This window comes from Rhodococcus sp. WS1 (assembly GCF_003797745.1).
Classification (GTDB): domain Bacteria; phylum Actinomycetota; class Actinomycetes; order Mycobacteriales; family Mycobacteriaceae; genus Rhodococcus_F; species Rhodococcus_F erythropolis.
Genome location: NZ_RKLZ01000001.1, coordinates 778,711 through 804,055 on the forward strand (window position 1 = coordinate 778,711; position 25,345 = coordinate 804,055).

25 protein-coding genes are annotated in these 25,345 nt (G+C 61.4%); 8 read left to right on the forward strand and 17 right to left on the reverse strand.

Translation table 11 applies throughout. The features are described 5' to 3' along the window. Positions 1 to 20 precede the first annotated feature (20 nt). Both EEB12_RS03530 and EEB12_RS03535 read right to left on the reverse strand, forming a co-directional pair. Positions 21 to 1,130, reverse strand: coding sequence for a MinD/ParA family protein (locus EEB12_RS03530; RefSeq protein ID WP_141487413.1), 1,110 nt, complete (start codon positions 1,128 to 1,130; stop codon positions 21 to 23). A 122-nt stretch (positions 1,131 to 1,252) separates the two neighbouring features. Then, positions 1,253 to 2,179 carry a tyrosine recombinase XerC gene (locus tag EEB12_RS03535; RefSeq protein ID WP_031331262.1) on the reverse strand — a complete coding sequence of 309 codons (927 nt, stop codon included), beginning with the start codon at positions 2,177 to 2,179 and terminating at the stop codon, positions 1,253 to 1,255. Positions 2,180 to 2,263: 84 nt separating this feature from the next. On the opposite strand from EEB12_RS03535, the gene EEB12_RS03540 reads away from it, so the two are divergent. Then, the gene (locus EEB12_RS03540; protein WP_046379882.1) at positions 2,264 to 3,436 is read left to right on the forward strand and encodes a multidrug effflux MFS transporter; all 1,173 of its coding nucleotides are present in this window, start codon (positions 2,264 to 2,266) and stop codon (positions 3,434 to 3,436) included. On the opposite strand, the gene EEB12_RS03545 is transcribed toward EEB12_RS03540, so the two are convergent. From EEB12_RS03545 to EEB12_RS03565, 5 genes are all read right to left on the reverse strand, one after another. After that, the gene (locus EEB12_RS03545; RefSeq protein ID WP_019747982.1) at positions 3,433 to 4,203 is read right to left on the reverse strand and encodes a siderophore-interacting protein; all 771 of its coding nucleotides are present in this window, start codon (positions 4,201 to 4,203) and stop codon (positions 3,433 to 3,435) included. The genes EEB12_RS03540 and EEB12_RS03545 overlap by 4 nt on opposite strands. Positions 4,204 to 4,498: 295 nt before the next feature. After that, a complete protein-coding gene (locus tag EEB12_RS03550; protein ID WP_003942721.1) occupies positions 4,499 to 4,858 on the reverse strand; it encodes a histone-like nucleoid-structuring protein Lsr2 in 360 nt (119 codons plus the stop codon). 403 nt (positions 4,859 to 5,261) lie between these two features. After that, a complete protein-coding gene (gene dprA, locus EEB12_RS03555; protein WP_020907367.1) occupies positions 5,262 to 6,389 on the reverse strand; it encodes a DNA-processing protein DprA in 1,128 nt (375 codons plus the stop codon). After that, positions 6,386 to 7,894: a YifB family Mg chelatase-like AAA ATPase gene (locus EEB12_RS03560; protein ID WP_021333044.1), complete on the reverse strand. Its 1,509-nt coding sequence runs from the start codon at positions 7,892 to 7,894 to the stop codon at positions 6,386 to 6,388. The genes dprA and EEB12_RS03560 overlap by 4 nt, the downstream gene beginning before the upstream one ends. Beyond that, positions 7,894 to 8,250 (reverse strand): YraN family protein, encoded by a 357-nt coding sequence (locus EEB12_RS03565; protein ID WP_029255132.1) that lies wholly within the window; start codon positions 8,248 to 8,250, stop codon positions 7,894 to 7,896. Before EEB12_RS03565 ends, EEB12_RS03560 begins: the two co-directional genes overlap by 1 nt. Positions 8,251 to 8,512: 262 nt before the next feature. On the opposite strand from EEB12_RS03565, the gene EEB12_RS03570 reads away from it, so the two are divergent. Then, positions 8,513 to 9,247 (forward strand): hypothetical protein, encoded by a 735-nt coding sequence (locus tag EEB12_RS03570; RefSeq protein ID WP_003942731.1) that lies wholly within the window; start codon positions 8,513 to 8,515, stop codon positions 9,245 to 9,247. Between the two features lie 115 nt (positions 9,248 to 9,362). Here the strand turns inward: EEB12_RS03570 and EEB12_RS03575 are convergent, their stop codons facing one another. Further along, positions 9,363 to 10,169: a helix-turn-helix transcriptional regulator gene (locus tag EEB12_RS03575; RefSeq protein WP_141487414.1), complete on the reverse strand. Its 807-nt coding sequence runs from the start codon at positions 10,167 to 10,169 to the stop codon at positions 9,363 to 9,365. Between the two features lie 144 nt (positions 10,170 to 10,313). On the opposite strand from EEB12_RS03575, the gene EEB12_RS03580 reads away from it, so the two are divergent. The 3 genes from EEB12_RS03580 (at position 10,314) to EEB12_RS03590 (ending at position 12,916) form a co-directional block, all read left to right on the forward strand. Continuing rightward, positions 10,314 to 11,321 carry an iron-siderophore ABC transporter substrate-binding protein gene (locus EEB12_RS03580; RefSeq protein ID WP_258537428.1) on the forward strand — a complete coding sequence of 336 codons (1,008 nt, stop codon included), beginning with the start codon at positions 10,314 to 10,316 and terminating at the stop codon, positions 11,319 to 11,321. Between the two features lie 82 nt (positions 11,322 to 11,403). Further along, positions 11,404 to 11,637, forward strand: a complete 234-nt coding sequence (locus tag EEB12_RS03585) for a hypothetical protein (protein ID WP_019747974.1) — start codon at positions 11,404 to 11,406, stop codon at positions 11,635 to 11,637. 97 nt (positions 11,638 to 11,734) lie between these two features. Next, positions 11,735 to 12,916, forward strand: coding sequence for an RtcB family protein (locus EEB12_RS03590; RefSeq protein WP_141487415.1), 1,182 nt, complete (start codon positions 11,735 to 11,737; stop codon positions 12,914 to 12,916). Positions 12,917 to 12,981: 65 nt separating this feature from the next. On the opposite strand, the gene EEB12_RS03595 is transcribed toward EEB12_RS03590, so the two are convergent. The 6 genes from EEB12_RS03595 to EEB12_RS03620 form a co-directional block, all read right to left on the reverse strand. Continuing rightward, complete coding sequence (locus EEB12_RS03595; protein ID WP_003942715.1) at positions 12,982 to 13,287, reverse strand: DUF2469 domain-containing protein; 306 nt, start codon at positions 13,285 to 13,287, stop codon at positions 12,982 to 12,984. Positions 13,288 to 13,324: 37 nt separating this feature from the next. Continuing rightward, complete coding sequence (locus EEB12_RS03600; RefSeq protein WP_020907294.1) at positions 13,325 to 14,005, reverse strand: ribonuclease HII; 681 nt, start codon at positions 14,003 to 14,005, stop codon at positions 13,325 to 13,327. Positions 14,006 to 14,055: 50 nt separating this feature from the next. Further along, positions 14,056 to 14,859: a signal peptidase I gene (lepB, locus tag EEB12_RS03605; protein ID WP_181447584.1), complete on the reverse strand. Its 804-nt coding sequence runs from the start codon at positions 14,857 to 14,859 to the stop codon at positions 14,056 to 14,058. 55 nt (positions 14,860 to 14,914) lie between these two features. Further along, positions 14,915 to 15,256, reverse strand: a complete 342-nt coding sequence (gene rplS, locus EEB12_RS03610) for a 50S ribosomal protein L19 (protein ID WP_003942791.1) — start codon at positions 15,254 to 15,256, stop codon at positions 14,915 to 14,917. Positions 15,257 to 15,345: 89 nt separating this feature from the next. Further along, entirely contained in the window at positions 15,346 to 16,233 is an 888-nt protein-coding gene (locus tag EEB12_RS03615; RefSeq protein WP_003942742.1) for a hypothetical protein, read from the reverse strand. A gap of 105 nt (positions 16,234 to 16,338) precedes the next feature. After that, complete coding sequence (locus tag EEB12_RS03620; protein ID WP_021333050.1) at positions 16,339 to 18,672, reverse strand: Tex family protein; 2,334 nt, start codon at positions 18,670 to 18,672, stop codon at positions 16,339 to 16,341. A gap of 75 nt (positions 18,673 to 18,747) precedes the next feature. Between EEB12_RS03620 and EEB12_RS03625 the strand changes: the two genes are divergently transcribed. Next, on the forward strand, positions 18,748 to 19,734 hold the full coding sequence (locus tag EEB12_RS03625) for a serine hydrolase (protein ID WP_024487348.1): 987 nt from the start codon (positions 18,748 to 18,750) through the stop codon (positions 19,732 to 19,734). Between the two features lie 26 nt (positions 19,735 to 19,760). On the opposite strand, the gene rffA is transcribed toward EEB12_RS03625, so the two are convergent. Beyond that, on the reverse strand, positions 19,761 to 20,903 hold the full coding sequence (rffA, locus tag EEB12_RS03630) for a dTDP-4-amino-4,6-dideoxygalactose transaminase (RefSeq protein ID WP_021343913.1): 1,143 nt from the start codon (positions 20,901 to 20,903) through the stop codon (positions 19,761 to 19,763). Beyond that, positions 20,893 to 21,879 (reverse strand): glycosyltransferase, encoded by a 987-nt coding sequence (locus tag EEB12_RS03635; protein WP_019747967.1) that lies wholly within the window; start codon positions 21,877 to 21,879, stop codon positions 20,893 to 20,895. Before EEB12_RS03635 ends, rffA begins: the two co-directional genes overlap by 11 nt. 172 nt (positions 21,880 to 22,051) lie before the next feature. Between EEB12_RS03635 and EEB12_RS03640 the strand changes: the two genes are divergently transcribed. Together EEB12_RS03640 and EEB12_RS03645 are read left to right on the forward strand one after the other, a co-directional pair. Next, positions 22,052 to 24,250, forward strand: coding sequence for a YfhO family protein (locus EEB12_RS03640; protein ID WP_141487416.1), 2,199 nt, complete (start codon positions 22,052 to 22,054; stop codon positions 24,248 to 24,250). Continuing rightward, the gene (locus EEB12_RS03645; RefSeq protein ID WP_020969332.1) at positions 24,247 to 24,693 is read left to right on the forward strand and encodes a GtrA family protein; all 447 of its coding nucleotides are present in this window, start codon (positions 24,247 to 24,249) and stop codon (positions 24,691 to 24,693) included. Before EEB12_RS03640 ends, EEB12_RS03645 begins: the two co-directional genes overlap by 4 nt. Positions 24,694 to 24,698: 5 nt before the next feature. Here the strand turns inward: EEB12_RS03645 and EEB12_RS03650 are convergent, their stop codons facing one another. Beyond that, positions 24,699 to 25,277, reverse strand: a complete 579-nt coding sequence (locus tag EEB12_RS03650) for a TetR/AcrR family transcriptional regulator (protein ID WP_020969331.1) — start codon at positions 25,275 to 25,277, stop codon at positions 24,699 to 24,701. Positions 25,278 to 25,345 lie beyond the last annotated feature (68 nt).

Here is a 25,345-nt window from a genome sequence, read left to right on the forward strand (position 1 = left end):
CGCAGAAATCGGTCGCAGAATCAGTGCCACTCGGAAACGGCGTGCCGACCCACAGCGTCCGCGAAGTCGTCGGCCACCATCGCTGCCAGTTCCATGAACGCTCGTCTGGTGGCCGGTCGCATCAACTCGAGGTCCATCACCGACCCCTCCGCGAGATGCTCGTCGAAAGGAATGACCTCGACGGCGCGGCATCGACGCATGAAATAGTCCACCAAAGCGTCCATGTCGATCACGCTCGACCCTGGTCGGGCGGCGCTGATGACGACGACGGTCCGTTCGACCAGATGGCCGTATCCGTGCAACTGAAGCCAATCGAGCGTTGCCGCTGCGCTGCGCGCTCCGTCGATTGCCGGCGAACTGACGAGAACCAACGAATTGGCAAGATCGAGAACGCCGTTCATCGCCGAGTGCATGATCCCGGTACCGCAATCAGTGAGGATGATGTTGTAGTAGACCTGCAAGATGTCGATGACCTGGCGATAGTCCGCCTCGCTGAATGCCTCCGAAATCGCCGGATCCTGCTCACTCGCCAGGACCTCGAGACGACTCGACGACTGGGATGTGTGCACTCGAACGTCCGAATAGCTCTTTATGTCCGGTCTAGCAGCAATCAGATCGCGCACCGTCGAATTGGTCTGCAGCGGAACACGTTGCGCCAAAGTTCCGAAATCTGGATTGGCGTCAACCGCTACGACGCAGTCACCACGAAGCGAAGCAAATGTCGCACCGAGTCCGACGGTGACCGTCGTCTTGCCCACGCCCCCTTTGAGCGAGAGCAAAGCGACTCGGTAGTCGTTACGGATCGGCTGCTCGATTCGGGCGGCCAGTGCACGGTTGCGCTGTTCGTTGGTCGAATCCCCCAGATTGACCACACCTCCGGTCGCACGATGCAATCCTCTACGCCATCCGCCACGCGGCGTCCGTTTAGGGCGTTTCAGTAAAGCTTCGGCAACCAGATCCTGGTTTGTCACCTGCTGTTGGCTCGACGGTGGCGGTGGCGTGGGCCAGACCTCTTGCAGTCGTGCCACAGGCGTCGGCGTCGGCGCAGGCTCGGGAGCCGGTTGCGGCGCTTCGGACAGCCAGGCCGGTTGGCCGCTGTTCGGCAGGTGCTTCACATCTTGGCGGTTCACGAATCCCCCGGATTTCGCATGTCATCGAGTGTCTCGACACGACGATCGAACTTGCCGATTGTTCACTCTTCTGAGCTGCGACGCTACCAAATACCGGCCGAGAACTCGCGTCGCTTCACAATCTAGGCGCGTGGATGGGCCTGATCGTGGACGGATCGAAGGCGTTCGACCGACACGTGCGTGTACAGCTGAGTGGTCGCCAAACTCGCATGCCCGAGGAGTTCTTGGACCACACGAAGGTCTGCACCACCCTCCAGCAAATGCGTCGCAGCCGAGTGCCGAAGCCCGTGCGGACCCATGTCGGGAGCCCCTGGAATTGCAGCCATGGTTTCGTGGACCACCGAACGCGCCTGACGCTGATCGAGCCGGCCGCCTCGAACTCCGAGGAGCAATGCTCGCCCGGACCTATCCGAACTCAGCGCGGGTCGTCCGTGCTCCAGCCACCCGTTCAGTGCCGATTCTGCGGGCAGGCCGTATGGCACCGATCGCTCCTTGTTCCCCTTGCCGAGGACACGAAGCAAACGTCGATCAGCATCGACCGACTCGACGTCCAGTCCACACAACTCGCCGACGCGAATTCCGGTGGAGTACAACAATTCCACGATGAGTCGGTCTCGCAGGGCGAGCGGCTCTTGTTGCTGCGCACCGCTTTCCGCTGCATCCATTGCGTCGAGGGCCTGGCTCTGACGCAGCACCGTCGGCAGCGTGCGACGAGCAGGTGGAGCCGCCAGACGTGTGCCCGGGTCGACGGAAATACGTCCGGTCTGCGCGAGCCACGCAGTGAAACCACGCGCCGAAGAAGCCCGTCGAGCTACCGTCGTACGGGCTGTTCCTACGGCATTCTGGGCGGCCAACCACGAACGCATGACACTTAGGTCGAGGCGGTCGAGATCTGCATTCTCCGAACCCGCGGAGAAATGGGTCAGCAACGCCCGCGCGTCACCGACGTAGGCGCGGATCGTGTGTTCCGACCGGCCTCGGCTCAGTCGGAGGTGCTCGGCATACGCATCGAGGTGAACGCTCAAGCTCGCCGGCAATGCGTCAGTCATGAACACACGCTCGCTCGCCGCGATTGAAACCGCAAGCTGCCTCGCCGATAGGGTTGATCGGTGAATCGAGCAATTCCTCTGAAGATGTTGTGTGTACTGGCACTGATTTCCGCAATCGCTCCACTGTCCATCGACATGTACCTGCCCGGCCTACCTTTGATGGCGGATGCACTCGACACTACTGCGGCCAGCGTTCAGCTCACCCTGACCACCTTCATGGCAGGCCTCGGAATCGGCCAGCTGATCATCGGTCCGATCTCCGACGGACTTGGCAGGCGACGAATACTGCTGGCCGCGACAATCATCACGGCACTGAGCGGCGCGGCATGCGCTGTGGCGCCGAACATCGAGTTTCTCATCGGTGCACGACTCGTCCAGGGCTTGAGTGGAGGCGCTGCCATCGTTCTTGCCCGCGCTTGTATTGCCGACCGAGCGCGCGGCGACGACGCAGCGAAGCTCTTCAGCATCATGATGATCATCGGCGGTATCGCTCCCGTGGTCGCACCACTGATCGGCGGCGCACTTCTCGGCCCCGTCGGATGGCGCGGAATCTTCTGGGTCCTGGCTGTCGCGGGCGCCGTGATGGTGGCTGGTGTGGTTTTGCTCGTTCCCGAGACACTTCCACCCGAGCGACGCCATGGCGGTGGTTTGAAGGCCCTGATCTCGAATCTGCAGTACGTGGTCCGAAACCGGCACTACCTCGGATATGCGCTCGCATTCGTCTTCGGATTCGGCGCCTTGTTCGCGTACATCTCCGCGTCACCGTTCGTCGTTCAGAATGTTCTCGGGCTGAGTCCGTCACAATTCTCGATCGTGTTCGCAGTGAACGCCACCGGAATGGTCACGGCAGCGATGATCACCACTCGCCTGCTCGGTCGCGTCGGAGCTCGCACGCTGCTGCGGTTCGGGGTGTGCCTGCTCCTCATTGGTGGCGCCGTATTGTTCTGTACCAGCGTGGTTTTCAGTTCCACGAATACGTGGCTGATCTTGGTCCCGCTGTTCGTGGCGATTTCGAGCATCGGGTTCATCATGGGCAATGCAACCGCTCTCGCCCAAGGAGAGGTCACCAACGCGGCCGGAACTGGTTCAGCCCTGATGGGAGCGGGCCAGTTCGGCTTGGCAGCGCTGGTTTCGCCGTTGGTGGGAATTGCGGGAGAAGACACTGCCGTGCCGATGGCAATCGCAATTCCCACCTTCGGAGTTCTTGCGGCCGTTGCGCTCGTGTTGCTGACTCGCGGCAAGGCCGCCGCGAGTTAGTTTTCGGCCGCGGCGAGTTCGGACTTCCAGACCCGGAAGCCTTCTTCGGTGCGACCACGACGCCAATAGCCGGAAATAGAAGCAGCCGCCGCCGGGACATTTCGTTCCTTGCGAATGTACGGCCGGAGGTTGTGCATGACGGCTTGTGCTTCACCGTGAATGAACACGTGCGGTTCGCCCGGTAACCATTCGAGTGCCTTGACCGCGGCGACAACCGGAGCGTTGTCGCCAGCTAATTCTTCGCCGACCGCATCGGACGATGCTCCGCGATGCAGCCAGGTCACGGCAATACCTTCGGGGGCATCGAGCGCGATTTCGTCTTCCGGCCCCCCGACTTCGACGACGGCGTAGCCGACCGCATCCGGCGCCAATCTCGCTATCGAAGCAGTAATAGCAGGTATTGCGGTCTCGTCTCCGACGAAGAGATACCAGTCAGCGGATGGTGACGGCGAAAACGCGCCACCCGGTCCACGCAGGGTAATCTCAGCGCCCGGCTGAACGGACGCGGCCCACGGACCTGCAACTCCCATGTCGCCGTGGACGACAAAATCGATTGCAATCTCTTTGGCATCAAGATCGTACGAACGAATCGTGTAGGTGCGCAGTATCGGCTGATCAGGAGTACCGAATTCGATCTTTACATAGGAATCGCTGTATTCGCTGGGAGTGAAGGACTCGAAGCCCGGTCCCCCGAGAAACACTCGCACCATATGGGGAGTCAATTGTTCGGTCCGCAGAACCGTCAATGCAGTTGTCGGCTTGGCCACAGAAAGATCCTTCCAAAAGTTAGTGTTACCTAACTAAGGTACACGACAATTGCAGCGCATGGACAAAATGCCTCCCCCGGTACATCCGCCCCGCGCGCGACAGACCACGGTGCTCAACGAAATAAACCGACCACTCTGCCGGGTAAATTCGTCGGTGGCAGCCAAATTTCCGAATCAGGACTCGTGCATGATCAGGCAGCACATCGCTATCGGAGAAATTCAGCAAAGCAATAGTAAAATACGCCTCTGGCCCCCGGCGAGGTTCGCCAGGGGCCAGAGGAGGTATTAATTCAACCTAGTGTGCAGCGTCGAAAGCGTCGATGATTTCCGCTTTGATACGCCCGCGCGGAGCAACTTCGTAACCGTTCTTACCCGCCCAATCACGAATGGCCTGGAGCGTCTCCTTGGAGCGGCCAGAACCCGAGGTGGCCTGCGGAGATGCAGCCTGCGCCTTCTTGCCACGCTTCCCGCTCACCTTCGCCGCCGCCTCGACGAACGGCTTCACCGCAGCGTCGAACTTCTCTGCATTGGTGGCGCGCAGATCGATCACGTAATCCGTTCCCTGGTAAGAGAACTCAATTCGATCACCGAATCCATCGTCAATCGGCTTACCGTCAAGGTCGTCGATGAGTTGCCGAATCAGCTTCTCAGCCATTGCACTCCTCTTTCAATGATCGATTCAATTCTCCTTCACAATACACAGATAGAGCGTTGATGAACAAAAGAAGTCCGGAAACCTGTGCCATTTCCGAACAGACTCAATGGTCCGAATTAGCAGCGGGTTAACGACGCACCAATCAATACCCGCACTCAGGGGATCCAGACTAATCAGACTTCAAAGCACATTGACCTGAGACTTTCCTGAGGCCCGTTAAATTCACGGCCAGGTCTGCAAAGCTGGGTCGAGAATAACGCTGCACACAGGCCGATCGAGTTCACGAAAAGCAGTCCTGACGTGCAATTACCAGCATCGCGAGGGTATTCGAGTTTCGTTCTCGCCGGAACGGTTAGTGGGCATCGCCACCCGCCCACCGGACGAGCACAATCAAGTTCACGCGCTACCGCGTCCGAAACCATCCACTCGAATCAGAACTCGCAAACCCCTCGAGTTCGAGCAGAGGAAGAGTTGCACGAACCTGCGTTATGAGCAATCCCGATTCCTCGGACAGCTCACGCGTACTACGTGAACCTGTACCCGGCAATGCTTCGTATACCAATCGAGAATTGCCCCGCAATGCGTCGATGTCACGTGTAGCGGCTGCATCCTCCGCGGAATCCCCGACACCAAATGGACCTGACGCTTCGACTACATCCACGGCATTGGAAACGAGTTGCGCTTCACCTTCGCGGATCATCCGGTGACATCCGGTCGACGATGCCGAAGTAACCGGCCCGGGCACCGCCATTACCGGCCGGCCCAATTTCCGGGCCCAATTGGCGGTATTGCGTGCACCACTGCGCCAACCCGCCTCGACCACCACTACTCCGTCCGACAACGCAGCTACCAGTCGATTCCTTGCCAGAAACCGGAACTTTGCAGGTGTTGTGCCCGGTGGATATTCACTTATCACTGCACCCGAACTCGCTATCTGTTTGAGTAGTCGCGCATGCCCTGACGGATACGCTCGATCGACCCCACAGGCCAAGACAGCCAGTGTGTTTCCACCTACGCCCAATGCAGCGCGGTGCGCGGCCCCGTCGATACCGAAGGCCGCCCCGGAAATCACGGTCCATCCGTCGACAGCGAGGTCACCGGCAATCTCTGCCGTCACGTGTTCGCCGTACGCAGTAGATGCTCGCGTGCCGACAATCCCAACCGATCTCTCGGTCAGATCAACCAAATCCCCGGACCCCAACACCCACAACACAAATGGCGCCGTCTCACCCCCGGAGGCATCGAGTCCGTCGAAGGAAAGCATTCGCCACGCCGGCCAATCGGCGCAGTTCGGTGTTACGAGCCTGCCACCCATCGCCTCCATCAGGTCGAGGTCTCGTTGGGCTGTGTCGATGTGAGCGCGGGCTCGTGTCTTCTCCTCGATCGCGGGTGGCAGATCGCCGTTGCGGACCGCCCTCGCAGTTTCTTCGACCCCGAGCTCGTCGATCAACATGGACATATACGCGCTTGGGCCCTGCACGACGCGGGACAGATATGCCCAAGCGAGTAGTCGCGGATCGTGCGCAGTCATTGGAATCCCCTGTCTCGGAAGTCGAGTGCGGTGACAACTTGGTCTGGTCCGGGCATCGCCTCACCTGCCAGATCGGCGACACTCCAGGCAACCCGCAACGCTCGGTCCGCCCCACGAGCAGTGATGACACCTTTGCGCAGCGCCCGTTCCACCGGCGCCAGCGCCGCACGCGAGAGTCTGAACTTCTGTCTCAACGCCGGCCCTGGTACTTCCGCGTTGGTCCGCCACCCGTACTCACTCCACCGCTGGGCTGCAGTGTCTCGAGCCGCCGCCACGCGCGCACGGACATCGCCGGTACTTTCCCCTACTTCGTCGATCAGCGCTCCGGTTGCAACGGCCTGCATCCGGACCCTGATGTCGACTCGGTCCAAGAGTGGACCGGACAATTTCCCCAGGTAACGGCGACGCGCCGCAGGTGCGCAGACGCAGTCCGCGTCTCGCGGCGGCGCGCATGGGCAGGGATTGGCGGCCAGGATCAGCTGGAACCGCGCCGGGTATCGGGCAACTCCGTCCCGCCGGGCGATTCGCACTTCCCCGTCTTCAAGTGGCGTGCGTAGCGCTTCGAGCACCTTCACCCCGATCTCGGCACATTCGTCGAGAAACAGCACGCCGCGATGGGCGCGGCTGACCGCACCAGGACGAGCCATCCCACTACCACCACCCACCAGCGAACTGACCGACGAACTGTGATGCGGCGCAATGAAAGGCGGCATATCGATCAACGGCCGATCCTCCGGCAACACCCCCGCCACCGAATGAATCGCCGTCACCTCCAACGACTCCCCCTCCGTCAACGGCGGAAGAATCCCCGGAAGCCTCTGCGCCAACATCGTTTTCCCGATCCCCGGCGGACCCGTCAACATCAAATGATGCGCACCCGCCGCAGCAACCTCGATCGCCCACCGAGCATCCGTCTGCCCGACAACCTCACTCAAATCACGCACCGTCACCACATCCGCACGCTCGAAAACATCAGGAACAGCCAGCGCCAACTCACCACGCAACCACCCGATCACCGCAGACAGATCGTCAGCTCCCAGCACTTCGATCCCCTTCACCAGGCCCGCCTCAGCCAACGCCCGAGCTGGAACCACCACAGTCCCCCACCCCGCCCGCTTCGCCGCAAGCACCGCAGGCAACACACCACGCACCGTCCGCAAACGCCCGTCGAGCGCCAACTCCCCCAAAAACACAGTCTCCCGCAACAACTTCCGCGGCAACTTCTTCGCCGCATCGAGAACCGACAACGACAGAGCCAAATCGTAAACACTGCCCACCTTCGGCAACGTCGCCGGCGACAACGCCAAAATCACCTTGCTGTCCGGCCACTCCTCACCAGAATTGGTCACCGCGGCGCGAATCCGATCACGCGACTCGTGCAACGCCGTATCAGGCAGCCCCACCAAATGCACCGCAGGCAACCCGCGCCCGATATCCGCCTCGATCTCCACGATCTGCCCGTCCACGCCACTGACCGCAACAGAATGCGCCCGCCCCAACGCCATCAGAACGCATCCACAAAATGCTCGACCGAAGGCACGCCGTCGCGGCCGATCAACACCGCCACCACATCGAAACGCACCCTCGACCACGACCGACCCGAATCAGTGAGCCACTGCATCGCCAACACCCGAATCCGACGCTGCTTCGCGAACGTCACCGACTCCGCCGGACTCCCGTACCCGACACCCGACCGAGTCTTCACCTCCACGAACACAATCCGATCACCGGACGTCGCAACAACATCCAACTCGCCGTACCGACAACGCCAATTGCGCTCGACAATCTCCAAACCAGAATCGATCAGGAACTCGACAGCTACATCCTCGCCCCGAGCACCCAACGCCATATTCCTCGCCATCCCAGCCCCCACCACTCACACCCCGCGCCCGCCCCATACGAAACGCGTCCCAACCACCACCCTCGACCCACCACGACAAAACCAAGCCACCCGAAAACAACCTGTTGACAACTCAGAACCTGTGGAATTCGGCAGCGCGACACACCAACGGCGGCCCGAACCGTGACAATTTTCTGAAATCCCCACAATTTGGACGAAAGTCCAGTAGAACTAGTTACAGTTTTGCTCAAACCGTCACGCACCCCGCTGAATGGAGTTCTACATGGCCCGCCGCTCACTTCGCCACGCAGTAGCAACCACTACATCCCTCGTTCTCATCGCCGCCGGCGTCACTGTTGGACTTGGAGCCTCGGTGGCGCAAGCAGCACCGGCATGCGCGCTCAACCAGTCGGTCACCGACAGTTGGGCCGGTTCCCTCGGGACGCCGTACACCGTCAGCAAGGAGGTTGTCGGCGATGGCAAGGTCGCCGCGGGTCAGACGGTCACCTACATCACCAAGGTTTCCGGTTCCGGAGCCCTCGTCAATCAGATCCGCGATTTCCACCCGGCAGGATTCCAGCTGGTCAAGGCTCGCCTGAACGTCAAATGGCTTATCGGCGACCAGAAGTGGGACGACGTCACCAAGACCGTCGTTGTCGGCAACAACTCCGTGGTGGCAAAGGGCGGCGGATGGACCACTGCGGGCGGCGGCGTCATCGCTTTGGAAACCACCTACAAAGTTCCCGATAACGCAGTTGTAGGCACGCAGCTCGACAGCGGCGCCGGCACCAACATTGTGCTGGCGGCGGGCGACTGGAACATCAATCCGATGGGCGTCTGCGTCACCATCCGGCAGCCGAACCCCGTCGAGGCGGGCGCCGGAAGCCTCGAGGACATGGGCTTCGGCTCACTCAACTCCGGATCAGGCCAGGTATTCGGCTCCCTGACCGACCCGCAGGGGTCGATGACCAATGTCATCAGCGGTGTCTTGGGCAATGTGCTCGGCAACATGAGCTGACTCAGTTCAGATTAGTAAATCGGCCGAGCTACCAGCAGATGCTGGTAGCTCGGCCCATTTCTACGTTGCCGAACAAAGCTTTGCCGTCAACCGAGTTCAAGAAATCATCAGCAAATCACCGCATCAGCTTTCCGCCGTACCGGGCCGGCGTCGTACCGAAGGTTTCCCGAAATGCGGCTATGAACCCACTGCTGGTGCGGTAACCAACCTGCGGGGCAACGTCATTGACACCCTCACCCCGCGCGAGCATCTCGAGTGATGCGTACATGCGTGCTCGAGTTCTCCACTGCCCGAAGGTAATCCCGGTATCGGCGACAAAGGCTCGCATCAAGGTCTTGGAACTGACCCCGAGTTCGCCCGCCCACTCCCCCAGCGTCCGTGAGTCTGCCGGATCGGCAAGGATGCGGGCAGAAACCGAACTCGCCAAAGCATTACGAGGAACCGCGAGGACGTCGTGCCGTTCGGGCGCGGCAGCAAGAATGTCGTAGAGCAACTCCTGACTCATCAACCGCCGAGCATCGTCGATGGTCCGATCTGCGAGATGACGCAGCAATTGAGCGGACAGAGCATCGACTTCGAGAACAAGTGGCTGAGTCCACCGCGGCCCGGCAGGGCGTAGATCCGGACGCGCATAGGCCGCAATCATGCACCCCTCCGTCAGAAGTGTCATGTCGTGGAGAACGGTGCCCGGCAACCAGACCAAGTGCTCGCTGTGCAGGTGCCACACATTGCCTCCGGCAGCGATCTGCATCGTCCCTTCACTCATCCAGGCGATCTGATGCTCGGGGTGTCGATGAGCTCCGTACGCAGTCACTCCGTCGACGACGTTGGTGTAGACCTGAAAATCTTTGAATGTCCGTCCGCGACTATCGGGCAGCGCTAGCAAGGACTTTGGACGAGTCGAGTACTCGATAGTGGACATTTTGCGTCTTTCTGGGCGTATCCGAGTCCATCCTGAAGGATGGACCGACGATCCTGCAAAGGTTAGCCTCACTTTATTGCTGACGCGACCAGTTCAGCACTTCACGCGGAACTCAGATCACTTCGCCCACCACTTCGAAGGAGCATGCACGTGCCCTCACGTAGCACCCGAATCCTCGCCGCCTTATTCACGACGGCCGCGATCATCGGGTTCTCGACCGCCTGTGGAACCTCGCAAGGCGTCGACACCGCATCAGCGACCCAGAGCAACGACGCATTCCCCGTGACGATCGAGCACGCACAGGGTTCGACGACCATCGATGCCGAACCGCGGCGGGTAGTGACACTCGGATACACCGATCACGAACCACTGCTCGCCTTGGGAGTCGAACCCGTCGGCATGGCCGAATGGTGGGGGTCCGGCATGGATGAAAGCTGGCCGTGGACGAAGGACTACTGGAAGGGGAAAACTCCGACCTACATCAACAGCGGCGGAGAATTCAACTTCGAGCAAATCGCCTCCCTCGCACCAGATCTGATCCTAGCGCTGTACGCCGACATCGACGCGGAGACCTACAAGAAGCTGACCTCGATTGCGCCGACTGTCGCGCAGAGCAAGGACTACGACGCATACACAACGCCGTGGACCGACATGACACTCACCGCCGGGCGCGCCCTCGGCAAAGAACCACAAGCTCAGCAACTGATCGCGGATACCGAAAACGCGTTTGCCACCGCTCGCGCTGCACACCCGGAGTTTTCCGGGCAAACCGCAACGATCGTCAACCTCGACACTCCCGAGGGATACGTGTTCTCGTCGCACGACCCACGCGGCATCTTCCTCTCGTCACTCGGATTCACCCTCCCCCCGACGGTCGACGCATTCGTCGGCGACCAGTTCGGCGACTGGCTGCCGAACGAGCGATACGACATCCTCGAACCCGTTGATCGTTTGATCGTGATGGCCGATCCGGAGGGAGAGAAGGCCCTCCCCGGCAACACTCTCTACCAGCGGCTACCCGCTGTGAAAAACGGAAATGCGATAGTCGTGCGATACACCGCAGATCCACCCGTCGGCGCGGCGATGTCCGGCAATACCGTCCTGAGCATTCCGTACGCCATAGACCAACTGTCCGCCACATTGTCGAAGTAACCAACAATTCCAGGTATCGAAAATATGTTCGAATGATGCTAGCCTCAAACCCAGGAAGCACTCACGGACATCGAGGATCACCATGGACGAGGTACCGGAGACAGCGCTAGATCTTGCACGACTCGATCTGGCTCGGCTGGTCGACGAGTTGACGGTTCTCGACCAGCGACGCGTCGACATCGGCGAGAGCTTGGTTCAACTCGAGTACCTCTACGCCAGGATGGGCGCACGGCAACAAGCAGATGCTGCCCGAAAAGCCTTCCAGGAAAAGTACGTCGGACGGATCTACGAACTCGCAGACGGTCTGCGCACCTGAAAAGAGGTTGCACACAACCACTGACGGAGCGCATGGTCATTCCTGCACGACACACCGGACCGATCGGTTCGGCTGTGAACTATGTGGGAGAAATCTGATGGAGAAGATCACCAAGAGGCTGTGGAACTGGGCATCGATACTCGACGAGAACACTCGCGAGCAAGCGCTGCGTACGTCCCAGATGCCTTTTGTCCGTCCACATCTGGCGCTTATGCCGGATGCGCACCTCGGTGCGGGAGCGACGGTGGGTTCGGTCATTCCGACGGAAGGCGCAATCATGCCCGCCGCCGTCGGAGTCGATATCGGCTGCGGAATGATTGCGGTCAAAACCCAGTTCAGCGCACGCGACCTTCAAGGCCGCGACCTGAGCGTTCTTCGCCACAGCATCGAACGCTCCGTTCCGCTCTCGGCAGGTGTCTACAACAAGACGCTGAGCGACACGGCGCAAATCCGCATCGCAGAACTCGAGGCAATGGCGGGCGATCGCCTGGCCTTCTACGACAAGTTCAAGAACAACTGGAGGTTTCAGCTCGGAACGCTGGGTTCTGGCAACCACTTCATCGAGGTGACGCTCGACGAGAGCGACGGCGTCTGGCTGTTCCTGCACTCGGGCAGCCGCGGTATCGGAAACAAGCTCGCACAGCATCACATCAAGATCGCCAAGGACTTGTGCGAGCGGTGGTACATCAACCTTCCCGATCCGGATCTTGCCTACCTGGTCGAGAAGACGCCCGAATTCGACTCGTACATCACCGATCTCAACTGGGCTCAGCACTTCGCTCTGCTCAACCGCGAAGAGATGATGGACCGCGTGGTGAAGGACTTCGCGCACTTCATGGGTGACGGCAAGCCCGCGATCATCGACGAAGTCGAGCGGATCAACTGCCACCACAACTTCACCCAGAAGGAGTTCCATATGGGCCGGGGTGTGTGGCTGAGCCGTAAGGGTGCGATCAAGGCAGACGAGGGCACGCCCGGGCTCATCCCCGGTTCGATGGGGACGGCGAGTTACGTCGTCGTCGGGAAGGGAAACGTGCCGTCGTTCAAGTCCAGCCCCCACGGCGCGGGTCGGGTGTACGGACGTAACCAGGCACGCAAGACCTTTACCATCGAAGATCTCGACAAGGCGATGGTCGGCATCGAATACAAGCGTTCCGCGGCGTTCCTCGACGAGATCCCGGGTGCGTACAAGGACATCGACGTCGTGATGGACGACGCGAGGGACTTGGTCGAGATTCGACACACGCTGCGTCAGATCGTGAATGTCAAGGGCAACTGACCCCGCGCAACTCCGCGAAATGCAAAGTGCCCCGCCGATATCGGCGGGGCACTTCGTTGTCAAGATCAGTCAGGAAGGCGCAGATCCGGCTTGTCCAGCTCTTCGATGTTGACGTCCTTGAACGTCACGACGCGCACGTACTTCACGAATCGCGCCGGGCGGTACATGTCCCACACCCAGGCGTCGGACATCCGCAGTTCGAAGTAGATCTCCCCGTCTGAATTGTGGGGCAGCAACTCGACCGTGTTGGCCAGGTAGAAACGTCGTTCGGTCTCCACGACGTAGGAGAACTGTCCGACGATGTCCCGGTATTCACGGTAGAGCGACAGCTCCATCTCGGTTTCGTACTTCTCGAGATCCTCGGCACTCATCGGTTTAGCCAGTCCTCCCAGTTCGTCTGAACGTCCATCATCCCGTACGGCCCGCGCGTTGTTCCAACCGGACTCCCGCAGCCACCACGTTTGCGTACGTCATGCGATGCTCGGGGCACGGCCCCAGCTCGTCGAGAGCGTCCATGTGCAGCGGCGTGCTGTATCCCTTGTGAATCGCGAAGCCGTATCCGGGATGAGTCTCGTCCATCTCGGTCATCACACGATCTCGGGTCACCTTCGCGAGAACGCTGGCCGCGGCGATACATGCAGCGGCGCCGTCACCGCCGATGACCGGTAGCGACGGAGCCGTCAGTCCTGGAACCCGGAAACCGTCGGTGAGGACGTAGCCCGGTTCGAGATCGAGGCCCGCGACTGCTCGACGCATCCCCTCGATGTTGGCGACGTGGATACCGATCTGATCGACTTCCGCAGCGGGTACCGAAACGACACTCCACGCCAACGCCAAGCGCTTGATCGCCGGGAAAAGCTCCTCGCGCGCACGTTCGGTCAGCTTCTTCGAATCGTCGAGCCGCGCCAGTGCCGCTTGCGGTTTCGGCGCCAGGACACACGCGGCAATGACGAGTGGACCAGCGCACGCTCCGCGCCCGGCTTCGTCGACGCCGGCGACCGGACCGAGTCCGGTTCGCGCCAACGCAGACTCCATCGTCCGCAGACCTGCCGATCTGCGAATGACAACGCGAGGGGGCCAACTACTCACTGTCTCTGCCTACTCGAAACTACGCGAATCCATGTGTGCGGTACGACAACTCAATTGCCCTGAATATCAGGCGCATCGATGGCGCCCATTCGCGACGGGGGAAGAACGATGAATCGAGCTTGACCGATGATGTTGTCGATCGGGACGGTTCCCTGGAACTCGTCGTCCACGTGGTAGCGCGAGTCGGCGGAATTGCTGCGGTTGTCACCCATGACCCACACGTGGTCCTCGGGAACGGTGATCGGTCCGAAGCAGCGGCCCGACTTCAATTCGGTGTCACACGTTTGCGTTCCCGGAGTGAACGGGAAATCCATCTTGATGTACGGCTCGTCGAGCGGCTTGCCGTCGACCAGGACTCGGCCCTGATCGTCGCAGCATTCGACGGTCTGGCCGCCGGTAGCGATCACTCGCTTGACCAAGTCGTTCTCGTCCGGCGGAACGAGGCCGACCCACGAACCGACCTCTTGAATGCCGCGAACCACAACGTTGTCGGACCGATTGGACACATATTTCGTGTTCCACGAATCGGGTCCCTTGAAGACGACGACGTCGCCGGGTTCCGGATCGCCGAAGCGGTATCCGATCTTCTCCACCACGATGCGGTCACCGGTACATCCTGCACAGCCGTGCAGTGTCGGTTCCATCGACTCGGATGGGATGAGAAAAACTCTGAAGACAAATGCCTGAAGGACGATGCTGAGTACCAGCGCTACGCCGATCAGAACAGGGAGTTCTCGCAGGAACGATCGCTGTTTCTTCTGCGGCCGATGTGAGGTCGGTTCCGCGGAACCGCTTGATCCCTCGTGATTCTCGGGTCCGGACGACAATGCCTGCTCCTTCGAAGAATCTGCCACAGAAACCAGATTAGCCCGACACCGCGCGTACGCGGTGCCGGGCTCATCGGAAAGATCAGCGCTTTTCCTTGATCTTCGCCTTCTTGCCACGAAGCTCACGGAGGTAGTACAGCTTGGCGCGACGGACGTCACCGCGGGTCAGAACCTCGATGGAGGCCAGCGTGGGGCTGTGAACCGGGAAGGTGCGCTCGACGCCGACGCCGAAGGAGACCTTACGGACGGTGAAGGTCTCGCGAACGCCGCCGCCCTGGCGACGAATAACGACGCCCTTGAAGACCTGCACGCGCTCCTTGGAGCCTTCGATAACCTTGACGTTCACGTTGAGCGTGTCGCCGGGACGGAACTCGGGGATGTCGTCGCGGAGCGACTTTTTGTCCAGGAAGTCCAGGGTGTTCATATGTCATCCTTGTATTTCGCAGGAGCAGAGGAACCGAGCGGCACACGTTTCGGTCTCCCGAAACGGCGCTCGTCTGGTTCGTGCCCAGATCAAGTGCTGCTGCCTGGTCCAGGCAACCCGTCCATTGTGCCAGACGCGGACACCAGCGGGGAAATCGGTGGCGGCGGAGCCGCGTGAATGGTGTGGTCCAATTCCTGCTCGGCCGCGGTCATCGCATGCTCGACGCTCGGTGATCCGGCAATCAGATCCTGGACGTAGATCTTGGCCCTGATGACCGGTCGCCGCCACTTCCGCTCACGCTCGAGCGCGCGGTTCATCCGTTTCGGCTTACGCGTGTACCGCCAACGCGCCCACGGCGCACCCGGCCGGCTCAGGCGAACCGCACCGATTACCAGCAACGGGAAAACGAACAGGCCGACGAGCCCCGTCCAGATCTTCCCCTTGAGAATCACGATGGCTGCCAAGGCGAAGTTGATCAACGCGACAAAAACGAACACCAACTTGATCCACGGATCCCGTTCTTCACGGAACCCGGCGACGTCGAGAAGTTCGAGCGGGCGGAAACCCAACAGCACCAGACCGGTCACCGCGATTGCGACGAAAACCGCATCCACCGAGGTCCGACCTTGCTCGGACCAGTACACATCCTTCAGATAGAAGATCAGTGCGAACTCGTCGAGCACCAATGCCGCACCCATACCGAAGATCGCCGCCAGGACGGCACCGGTGGTCTGCGAACCATCGACGTAGACCGCGATCAGCGCACCACCGGAGATCATCATGGCGATCACACCGAACACGACGTGATGCACGTGCTGACCTCCGGGCGCGATGTTGCCCGGCCACCATTTCACCTGCGCACGGATCATCCGGACGCTGAGACGGATGAAGAGGAAGGCAGAGAGGAATCCGAGCAGGAAGAACAGCAATGGCAATCGGCCATGGGCGATGATCTCGCGCTCGAGCCACTCCCGCATCACTGTCCTCCCTTCACCGAATTTCAGATCCGATCATTCTTCCGATTGATACCGCCAACCGACTCGAATGAGACGATACGGACTCCGAAAACCCGGCGGACGGAATTACTTGCCGAAGCCCGCCTTGCGCAGAGCCTCAGCCATCGACCCGGCAGCGGGCGCGCGGTTGTCCGGACGCGACTCGCGTCCACCCTGACGTCCGCCACTACCTCGTTGCTGCCCCTGACGCTGACCCTGTGGCTGGCCCTGACGCTGTGGTTGCCCACCTCGCGGGCCTTCGGACTTGCGGGGTGCGCCCACCTCGTCGTCGAGACGAAGCGTCAGCCCGATGCGTTGGCGTGCCTCGTCCACTTCGAGGACCTTCACCTTGACGACGTCACCTGACTTGACGACCTCGCGTGGGTCCTTGACGAAGTTGTGTGACATCGCCGAGACGTGAACCAGACCGTCCTGATGAACTCCGATGTCGACGAAGGCACCGAAGGCTGCGACGTTGGTGACCACACCTTCGAGAGTCATACCGGGCTTGAGATGCGCGACTTTCTCGATGCCTGCGGCAAAGGTCGCGGTCTTGAATTCGGGTCGTGGATCTCGCCCCGGCTTCTCCAACTCGGAGATGATGTCGGTGACGGTCGGTAGACCGAATCGCTCGTCGACGTAGTCGGACGCCTTGACCGATCGAAGTGCCTGCGAGTTTCCGATCACGGTGCGCACGTCCCCGCCGGCACTGGCAACGATCTTGCGAACCACCGGATATGCCTCCGGGTGGACGCTCGACGCGTCGAGAGGGTCGTCGCCGTCGGTGATCCGCAAGAAGCCTGCGCACTGCTCGAAAGCCTTGGGTCCCAGTCGGGAGACGTCCTTGAGTCCCTTGCGGGACTTGAACGGACCGTTCTGGTCCCGATGGGCGACGATGCTCTCCGCTAGGGAACCTGCGATTCCGGACACCCGAGCGAGCAGCGGCACGGACGCGGTGTTGACGTCGACGCCGACCGAGTTGACGGCATCCTCGACGACGGCGTCGAGGGAACGTGAGAGCAGCGATTCGGTGATGTCGTGCTGGTACTGACCGACACCGATGGACTTGGGATCGATCTTGACCAACTCCGCCAACGGATCCTGCAGGCGACGCGCAATGGACACCGCACCGCGAATCGAGACGTCGAGGTCGGGAAGTTCCTGCGACGCGTAGGCCGAAGCCGAGTACACCGATGCGCCTGCCTCGGAGACGACGATCTTGGTCAGGTTGGGCGCGCCGGTCTTCTTGATCAGTTCGGTAGCGAGCGTGTCGGTCTCGCGTGAGGCCGTGCCGTTGCCGATGGCGATCAGTTCGACGCCGTGCTTGGCGACCAGCCCGGCAAGCGTCGCAAGCGCCGCGTCCCACTTGTTCTGCGGCTGGTGCGGGTAAATCGTCTCGTATGCAACAACTTTGCCGGTTCCGTCGACGATGGCAACCTTAGTTCCGGTGCGAAATCCGGGGTCGAGTCCCATGGTGGGTCGGGCGCCGGCGGGGGCCGCGAGGAGTAGATCCTTGAGGTTGGTGGCGAAGACGTCGACTGCGTCCTTTTCGGCCGACTGCCGCAGACGCATTCGAGTGTCGATACCGAGCGTGACGGCGAACTTCGTCTTCCACGCCCACTTGACGGTGTCGAGAAGCCACCCGTCGGCGGCCCGACCACGGTCGGCGATCTCGAACCGCGACGCGATGCGGCCTTCGTACACTGTGCGCTCCCCCGGCGCGAGTTCTTCGGTGTCGGCCGCCATGTTGAGCGACAGCACTTCTTCCTTCTCTCCGCGCAGGACGGCGAGAATGCGGTGCGAGGGCAATTTGGAGAACGGTTCCGAGAACTCGAAGTAGTCAGCAAACTTCGAGCCATCGGTTTCCTTGCCCTTGCGGACCGATGAGACGACCTGGCCGCGACTCCACATCAGCTCGCGCAATTCACCGACCAGATCGGCGTCCTCGGCGAAGCGCTCCACGAGGATCGACCGGGCACCGTCGAGTTGCTCGTCCGAATACTGCGCGGGATCGGTGGTGGGATCTCCGATGAGAGCGTCCGCGACGGGCTCGTGGCCGGCCTCGCGGGCGATCTGCGCCTTGGTGCGCCGCTTCGGCTTGAAGGGGAGGTAGATGTCCTCCAGCCGCGCTTTTGTCTCGGCCAGCATGATCTGACCGCGCAGTTGATCGTCGAGTTTGCCCTGAGAGTCGATCTCCGTGAGCACGGCGTCACGACGGTCGTCGAGCTCGCGGAGATACCGCAGCCGCTCGTCCAGGAGTCGCAACTGGGCGTCGTCGAGCGTGCCGGTGACTTCCTTGCGGTACCGGGCGATGAAGGGCACCGTGGCTCCGCCGTCGAGAAGGTCGACTGCTGCTGCAACCTGGCCTTCGCGGACGTCGAGTTCCTCGGCAATGCGCTGGTTCACGGTCTTGAGAATCACGAGATCCGACCCTACCGCTATCCTGAGACAAGAAGATCGGCAACAGTGCCGTGTCAGGGCTACCGGGGGAAACAGATGAGTACGCGGTACGTCCGGATTGCCGCAATGGCGGCCGCAGTTACTTTTGCGGCTTCGTGCAGCGGTGGACAGAACCCGGATGATTCGATGCAGACCCCCGCCTTCCCCGACACCAATGTTCCGGTCGCGGAGACTCTCGACGGCCGACTGGCTCAAGCTCAGGTGGCGGCGCTCGGGCGTGGTGCGGACGTCTCCATCGCCGTCCTCGATCGATCCTCGGACAGGTACCTCGATGTCGCCGGCGACCAGCAAATCGAAACTGCCTCGGTGGCAAAACTTTTCATCGCCGAGGATCTCCTCCATCAGGACGCTCGCGGCGAGCGGCCCATCACCGACGACGATCGCACCCTCATGGCGGCAATGCTCGAATCCTCCGACGACACCGCAGCCAACCTTCTGTGGGACGAGGTCGGCGGACAAGAGGTGATCACCCGGGTTGCCGAGCGTTACGCACTGACCGCGACGACGCCGCCGTGGGACGGAATGTGGTGGAACACCGAGACCACGACGCACGACCTGGTCACTTTCTACAACGGCGTCCTCGACGACTCCGACCAGCTCGGACCTGAGCGGGTCGAGCAATTCGTCGAGTACCTGCGGCAATCCACTCCCGAAGGAACCGACGGCTACGACCAGAGGTTCGGATTGCCCGAGGCCTTGTTCGGCGAGTCGGTCATCGGAGTCAAGCAAGGCTGGATGTGCTGTGTCGAGGACAAGTGGATCCATCTGTCCACCGGCATCGTCGGTGACGACAACCGATACATCATCGCAATCGGTTCGCGAGAAGACGTCCAGTACACGGACGAGGACAGCTTCTATCCCGACACCTCGTTCACCGACGCCGTCGACGACGAAAGCGCACTGCACGCACGTGACACGGTCACCGGCGTCACACAGATTCTCTTCCCGAGCGGAAGCATCGACGACTGGGCGGCGGCATCCACGACCGCGGATTCGGTGATGCCCGAAGCTTCCGGGCCCTGATTCGATCCACGCGGTCGTGTTCGTCCTCAAGCCTGCTTGTACTCGAGGACGGAACCGATGACCCGTTCCTGTTGTTCGGACGTGAGCATGGGCCACAGCGGCAGTCGAAGGATCGACGCGGAGAACTCGGCGCTACGCACACACGGCTCCGGTGTTCGTCCGTAGCGCACACCGGCCGCACTCGTATCGAGCGGAATGTAGTGGAACGGCGCCACGATTCCGTCGGCGGCAAGATGCCGAATCAAGCCGTCGCGGCTCTCTTCGGTAGGCATCTTGAGATAGAACAGGTGCGCGGTGTGCTCGCGATCATCGGGAACCGCCATGGGAACGACACCGTTCTCGGACGCCCACTCGCCCAGACTCACGCTGTAGGCATCCCAGACGCGATGCCTGGCCGCCTGAATCGCGTCGAACTCCGAGAGTTGTGCGTCGAGGACAGCGGCATTGAGTTCACTGGGCAGATAACTCGACCCGATGTCCTGCCACGAATACTTGTCGACCTGGCCGCGCAGGAAACGCGCACGGTCGGTCCCCTTCTCACGGATGATTTCGGCGCGGGTCATCAACTGATCGTCGGAGAGCAACAGCGCGCCACCCTCACCGCAGTGAACGTTCTTGGTGTCGTGAAAACTCTGCGTACCGATAGTTCCGATGGTGCCGAGCGCCCGCCCGCGCCACTTTCCGCCGAGCCCGTGAGCGTTGTCTTCGATCAACGCGACGCCGTGGAGTTCCGCGAGGTCGAGGAGAGGTTCCATGTCGGCGGCGACTCCGCCGTAATGCATGACCAGTACAGCTTTCGTGCGTTCCGTGATCGCCGCTGCGACGCAGTCGGGATCGATATTGCCGGTACTCGGATCGATGTCGACGAAAACAACAGTGGCACCGCGCAACGCGACGGCGGTTGCCGCCGAACTGAACGCGAAGCTCGGGACGATCACCTCGTCACCTGGGCCCAATTCGAGTAGCAGCGCACCCAATTCGAGTGCGTGCGTGCACGAGGTCGTCAGCAGAGCATGCGTGGATCCGGTGATCGCCTTGAGCGCTGCAGTCGCGGACTTGGTGAAACGTCCGTCACCGTGAATGTGATCGGACTCCAGAACCGTTGCCAGATTCGACAATTCGTTCGATGCCCGATAGGGGCGGGAGAAGATGATGCGATCAGTGCTCACGACTACGCCGATCGATCGAGGTTCCGGGGCGCGGTGAATCGACAGTCAGATACAGAGGCTTTCCGACAAGGACGTGCAGTGCCACGCCAAGGTATTCGGCGATGAGACCGAGCGAGAACAGGATCGCACCCGAACAGACCAGCAGCGCCATGATGATCGACGCCCATCCTTCCGGGTCGTTGTTGTCACCGGTCATGGCTTGGACGAAGATCACCGCAGCCATGATCACACCGGCCGACGCCAGGGTGACCCCGAGCAGACTCACCAGCCGCAGACCGCGGGTTCCGCTACACAACACCATCTTCCAGAACAACGAGAACAAACGGCGATAGTTGTACCCCGATTCCTCGCGGCCTTCCGCTCGAAGTGTCACCGGCGCAGTGGCGGTATTGCCGACGACCCACGTCAGCGCGACGTCCAGATACACGCCGTTGGCGGCGACGCCGGCCAACTGTCGGCCGATGTCACCTCGGATCAGGCGGTAACTTTCGAATCTCGTCGAATCAGGGAACGCGAATACCGTCGCCAAGACGATCTTTGCGCCGCGCGAGGTCAGGTTCCGCAAGAATCCATGCGGGCGGGTGTTCGTGGGTTTGGAATACACGAGATCGGATCGCTCCGTCAGCGCGGTGTCGAGGAAAGCCCCGATGTGCACCGGGTCGTGCTGGCCGTCTTCGTCCATCGTCACGATCCACTGGCCACGTGCAACGGCCATACCGGCGATAGTCGCCGCGTCCTGGCCGTAGTTGCGACTGAGCCACACGACACGCACCTGATCGAAACGGCGCTCCAACTCGAGTAACACGACGTCGGAACGGTCCGGACCGTTGTCGTGAACCAGCACGATCTCGTCGACGGTGAACTGCGCTCCACCGGGCGTCGAACTCGGTGCGCACAGGCCGTCCAACTCCTCGACGAGCGCCGTGATCGTCTTTTCGCCCTGATAAACGGGCACTACGACGGAAATCGAGTGCACTCGCTTCCACTCCCTTCAGGGGGCTCGACTGGCGCCGAGAGACAGGCACGATCGGGCCCACACCGTCGCGAACTTTAACACGCAGAGATGTCTGGACTTCGGATGCCGACGGCGCGTGATGCGCTCGCGTCTCCGCGCGCCCCACCTGCCCTGTTAAGGTCTGGAACTCGTGGTGGAAACTCGCACTCTCGCCCGGGCAGACGTGTACAAGTGGGGCGCCGTCACGGCGGTCGGTGTCATCGCCGGCTACCTGGCCGTGGTGCTCGCGAACGCTCGTCACTTCTACACCGACGACACCGAGTCCCAGTACGCGCCGCTGTGGGTCATGCTCGGCCGTAGCCTGCGAGAAGGACACCTGCCGGTACTCGTCCCCGAGAACTGGATGGCGGGCAACTACGCGATCGAGGAAGCGGGCCTTCTCAATCCGCCACAACTTCTGATCGACCTGATCGCACCGTCCTTCGACAACCTGGCGCTGTACGCGACGATCGTGAAATTGATCTTCGCGATCATCCTTGCGCTGGGCGTCTATCGGATCTGCCTGGAGTACGGCTCGCAGCCCACGTGGGCTGCGGTCGCCGGAGTCTCGATTCCGTTCACCGGTTTCCTCCTGTTCTTCGACTCGGCCAGTTGGATGACAGCCTTCACCGGCACTGCCTGGATGGTGCAGGCGTGGGCCTCGGCAATCCGCTACGCCAGAGGCAAGAGCGGTCCGATCCCGACCTTCGTGTTCTTGTATCTCGCGATGTCGGTCCAATATGTTTTCCCCGCAGTCGAATCCGGCTTGATGATCGTCGCAGTCGCGATCGGCGAAGTTGTCTATCAGCGGCGTTGGCTGCCGTCGCTGCGGCTATTGGCGGTGTCCGCGTGTGCCGCCCTCGCCGGTCTCGCGACGTATCTACCGAGCCTGCTCACCGCCGACGTCACCTGGCGCGGTGCATCCGAAGTCAAGAACGACGCTTTCCTTGCCGTTCCCTGGTCGGAATCGCTGAACGCGAGCCTGCCGAGCACGATGCCCGCGTTCTCCTCGTGGTGGGGATACATCCAGACCATGCCCATGGTCTACGTCGCGTGGTTCCTCATTCCGGCTCTGGCATTCATCGACTGGGGCAAGGCACGCGCCGCGGCACGTGAATTGACCGCCGTCGGGATCTTCACGGTCGCCGTCCTCATGTGGACTGCCGGGCCGAGCACGATCGGCCCCCTGCGGTGGCCCGCGCGCGTGCTTCCGATGGTGGCCATCGGACTCCTGCTTCTGGTGTGCATCCTGCTCGGGCGTTACGCCACGACCGACAAGTTGCGCGGACGCTGCGTTGCAGCGGGAATCCTCGTGGGCCTGCTCTTGATCAGGTCCGCCTCGGCAGCTCCCGGGCTCGCGAAATGGCATGTGATCTCAGCCCTGGTCGTTGCCGCACTCGGCGCTGCGATGGTGTGGCTGGGCCGCACCAAGGGCACCGCGCTCGCATGCCTGTTGGCAATCGCCGCGGTCTCCCCCATCGCCTACGCCCAGGTTCGGGCCGCGCAACCAACCCCGATGAGCTGGGACCTGCCCGAATCCCGCTCGGAGATGAAAGAGGCCTTCCCCGACTTCGAAGGCACGACACTGCAACTGGGCGACCGTGCACTCATCGCACCCGGGGACAAAACCCTCGACGGAGCGTACGGTTCCCTGGCTTTCGGCAACTACCCCAAAGACCTCGAACTGACCTACACCAGCGGCTACACCCCCAACGGGCACTTCTATTTCGGTGATCTGCTCTGCATGCGCTGGGACATGAGCGTCTGCCCCGACGCCTTCCGACGGGCATTCACCGTCGAACCCACCACCGGCCGCACCATCGTCGACCTGATGAACGTGGACCGCGTCGTACTGCAGAACGCCCTCTACCCCGATGCACGTAAGAGCCCGGCCCCCGACGGGTGGACATGGGTGGACTACCCCGGTCACGAGAACTACATCTCCGTACTCGAACGCGTCGACGGGCCCGTCTCGACACGAAACGGCCGCATCGCCGATACCCATGGCGTCGAAGCTGTTTCGACCGCCGAGTCGAACATGTCGAGCACCCTTCGTGTCAGTTCGGAGACCGGCGGCAAGGTTGTGTTCGCACGGCTCGGCTGGCCCGGGTATCGAGCTAGCCTCGACGGTCAGCCTGTCCCGATCGACGTCGTCGCGAAGTCCTTTGTCACCGTGGACATCCCAGCCGGGACGAAGGACGCTGAACTTGTCCTCACGTGGCGACCCCCGGGATGGAAGGTCGGCGGCGCTTCGATGGTCGCCGGAATCCTCGGACTCGGCGTGCTCGAGTGGATGTATCTGCGGACACGACGCAAGGACCGGATCAACACCGTGAAAACCGAGTCTTCATGACCGAAGACATCGCATCACCCGAGAACCCCGGCCCACTGCTGCGGGTGGTCAAGCATCAACCCATCGCGTTTGCCATTGTCGGAGTGGCCAACACGGCGATCGGATACGGGCTCTTCGTGATCTGGTCACTGATCCTCGACAACAAGGATCTGTATCAAGTGGCTGTGATCGGTGCGTACTCCATCAGCGTGCTCATCGCTTTCGTTCTGCATCGGACGTTGGTTTTCCGCGTCCGCGGACATGTGGCACGCGACCTGGGCGCGTTCATCGTCGTCAATTCCGGTGGCCTCGTGCTGAATCTGATACTCGGAACGATCGCGGTGTCGATTCTGCATGCCCCGCCGCTTCCCGCCCAGGCGGTTGTCATGTTGATCGTTGCCGGGGTGAGTTTCTTCGGTCATCGATACTTCTCGTTCCGCCGCAAACCTGCCGAGCGGCACTGACCCTTCTACGATTCGCGGGGTAGCGCTCGATCCACCGCGGCCTCGACGATCGTACGAATATCTTCCTCCCCGAACAGGTTCGGCAATGTCAGTCGATCCAGTACGAGCCAGTTCAGCGACAAATAGAGCAGGCGAACGGTCATCGCATCACCCGGCACGCCCGACGCCAGATGATTGGCTACGTTCAGATCGAAGTCTTCTCGGATGCGGACGGTCAGGACCGCTCGCAGGTCCGGACGACGTATCGCCTCCAGTCGCAACTCCATGAGCGCGAGGAAACCCGTTCCAAACGAGGTGACCCGCTCGACCACGTCGAGCATGAGCGTCACCAGTCGCTCACGATCGGTGCCGTTGACGGGATCGATCAATCCCTCGAGGTCGTCCGGAATCAGTCGCTCGTAGATCCGGCCACCGGCTTGCGTGAGTAGGTCGTCGCGATTGGAGAAGTAGTTCGACGCTGTCCCGTTCGGCACGGCTGCCTGGGTGTCGACGGCTCGAAAGGTCAAGCCTCGAGCACCCTCTCGGGCCAACACCTCGATTGCCGCGTCGATCAGGGCAAGCCGTCGTTCCGGGTTCTTTCGCACTTGACATCACTCCTGACACGCCCCTAAGTTAAACCACTACAAACATAGTACTACGAACGGAGCGTTTC

What these genes read in the sequence shown, in the direction of transcription:
- EEB12_RS03535 (WP_031331262.1), bottom strand. Translation starts at nt 2,179, where the DNA reads ATGACTGACGCATTGCCGGCGAGCTTGAGCGTTCACCTCGATGCGTAT.
- EEB12_RS03540 (WP_046379882.1), top strand. Translation starts at nt 2,264, where the DNA reads ATGTTGTGTGTACTGGCACTGATTTCCGCAATCGCTCCACTGTCCATC.
- EEB12_RS03550 (WP_003942721.1), bottom strand. Translation starts at nt 4,858, where the DNA reads ATGGCTGAGAAGCTGATTCGGCAACTCATCGACGACCTTGACGGTAAG.
- dprA (WP_020907367.1), bottom strand. Translation starts at nt 6,389, where the DNA reads ATGACTGCGCACGATCCGCGACTACTCGCTTGGGCATATCTGTCCCGC.
- EEB12_RS03560 (WP_021333044.1), bottom strand. Translation starts at nt 7,894, where the DNA reads ATGGCGTTGGGGCGGGCGCATTCTGTTGCGGTCAGTGGCGTGGACGGG.
- EEB12_RS03565 (WP_029255132.1), bottom strand. Translation starts at nt 8,250, where the DNA reads ATGGCGAGGAATATGGCGTTGGGTGCTCGGGGCGAGGATGTAGCTGTC.
- EEB12_RS03570 (WP_003942731.1), top strand. Translation starts at nt 8,513, where the DNA reads ATGGCCCGCCGCTCACTTCGCCACGCAGTAGCAACCACTACATCCCTC.
- EEB12_RS03575 (WP_141487414.1), bottom strand. Translation starts at nt 10,169, where the DNA reads ATGTCCACTATCGAGTACTCGACTCGTCCAAAGTCCTTGCTAGCGCTG.
- EEB12_RS03580 (WP_258537428.1), top strand. Translation starts at nt 10,314, where the DNA reads ATGCACGTGCCCTCACGTAGCACCCGAATCCTCGCCGCCTTATTCACG.
- EEB12_RS03585 (WP_019747974.1), top strand. Translation starts at nt 11,404, where the DNA reads ATGGACGAGGTACCGGAGACAGCGCTAGATCTTGCACGACTCGATCTG.
- EEB12_RS03590 (WP_141487415.1), top strand. Translation starts at nt 11,735, where the DNA reads ATGGAGAAGATCACCAAGAGGCTGTGGAACTGGGCATCGATACTCGAC.
- EEB12_RS03595 (WP_003942715.1), bottom strand. Translation starts at nt 13,287, where the DNA reads ATGAGTGCCGAGGATCTCGAGAAGTACGAAACCGAGATGGAGCTGTCG.
- rplS (WP_003942791.1), bottom strand. Translation starts at nt 15,256, where the DNA reads ATGAACACCCTGGACTTCCTGGACAAAAAGTCGCTCCGCGACGACATC.
- EEB12_RS03615 (WP_003942742.1), bottom strand. Translation starts at nt 16,233, where the DNA reads ATGCGGGAGTGGCTCGAGCGCGAGATCATCGCCCATGGCCGATTGCCA.
- EEB12_RS03625 (WP_024487348.1), top strand. Translation starts at nt 18,748, where the DNA reads ATGAGTACGCGGTACGTCCGGATTGCCGCAATGGCGGCCGCAGTTACT.
- EEB12_RS03645 (WP_020969332.1), top strand. Translation starts at nt 24,247, where the DNA reads ATGACCGAAGACATCGCATCACCCGAGAACCCCGGCCCACTGCTGCGG.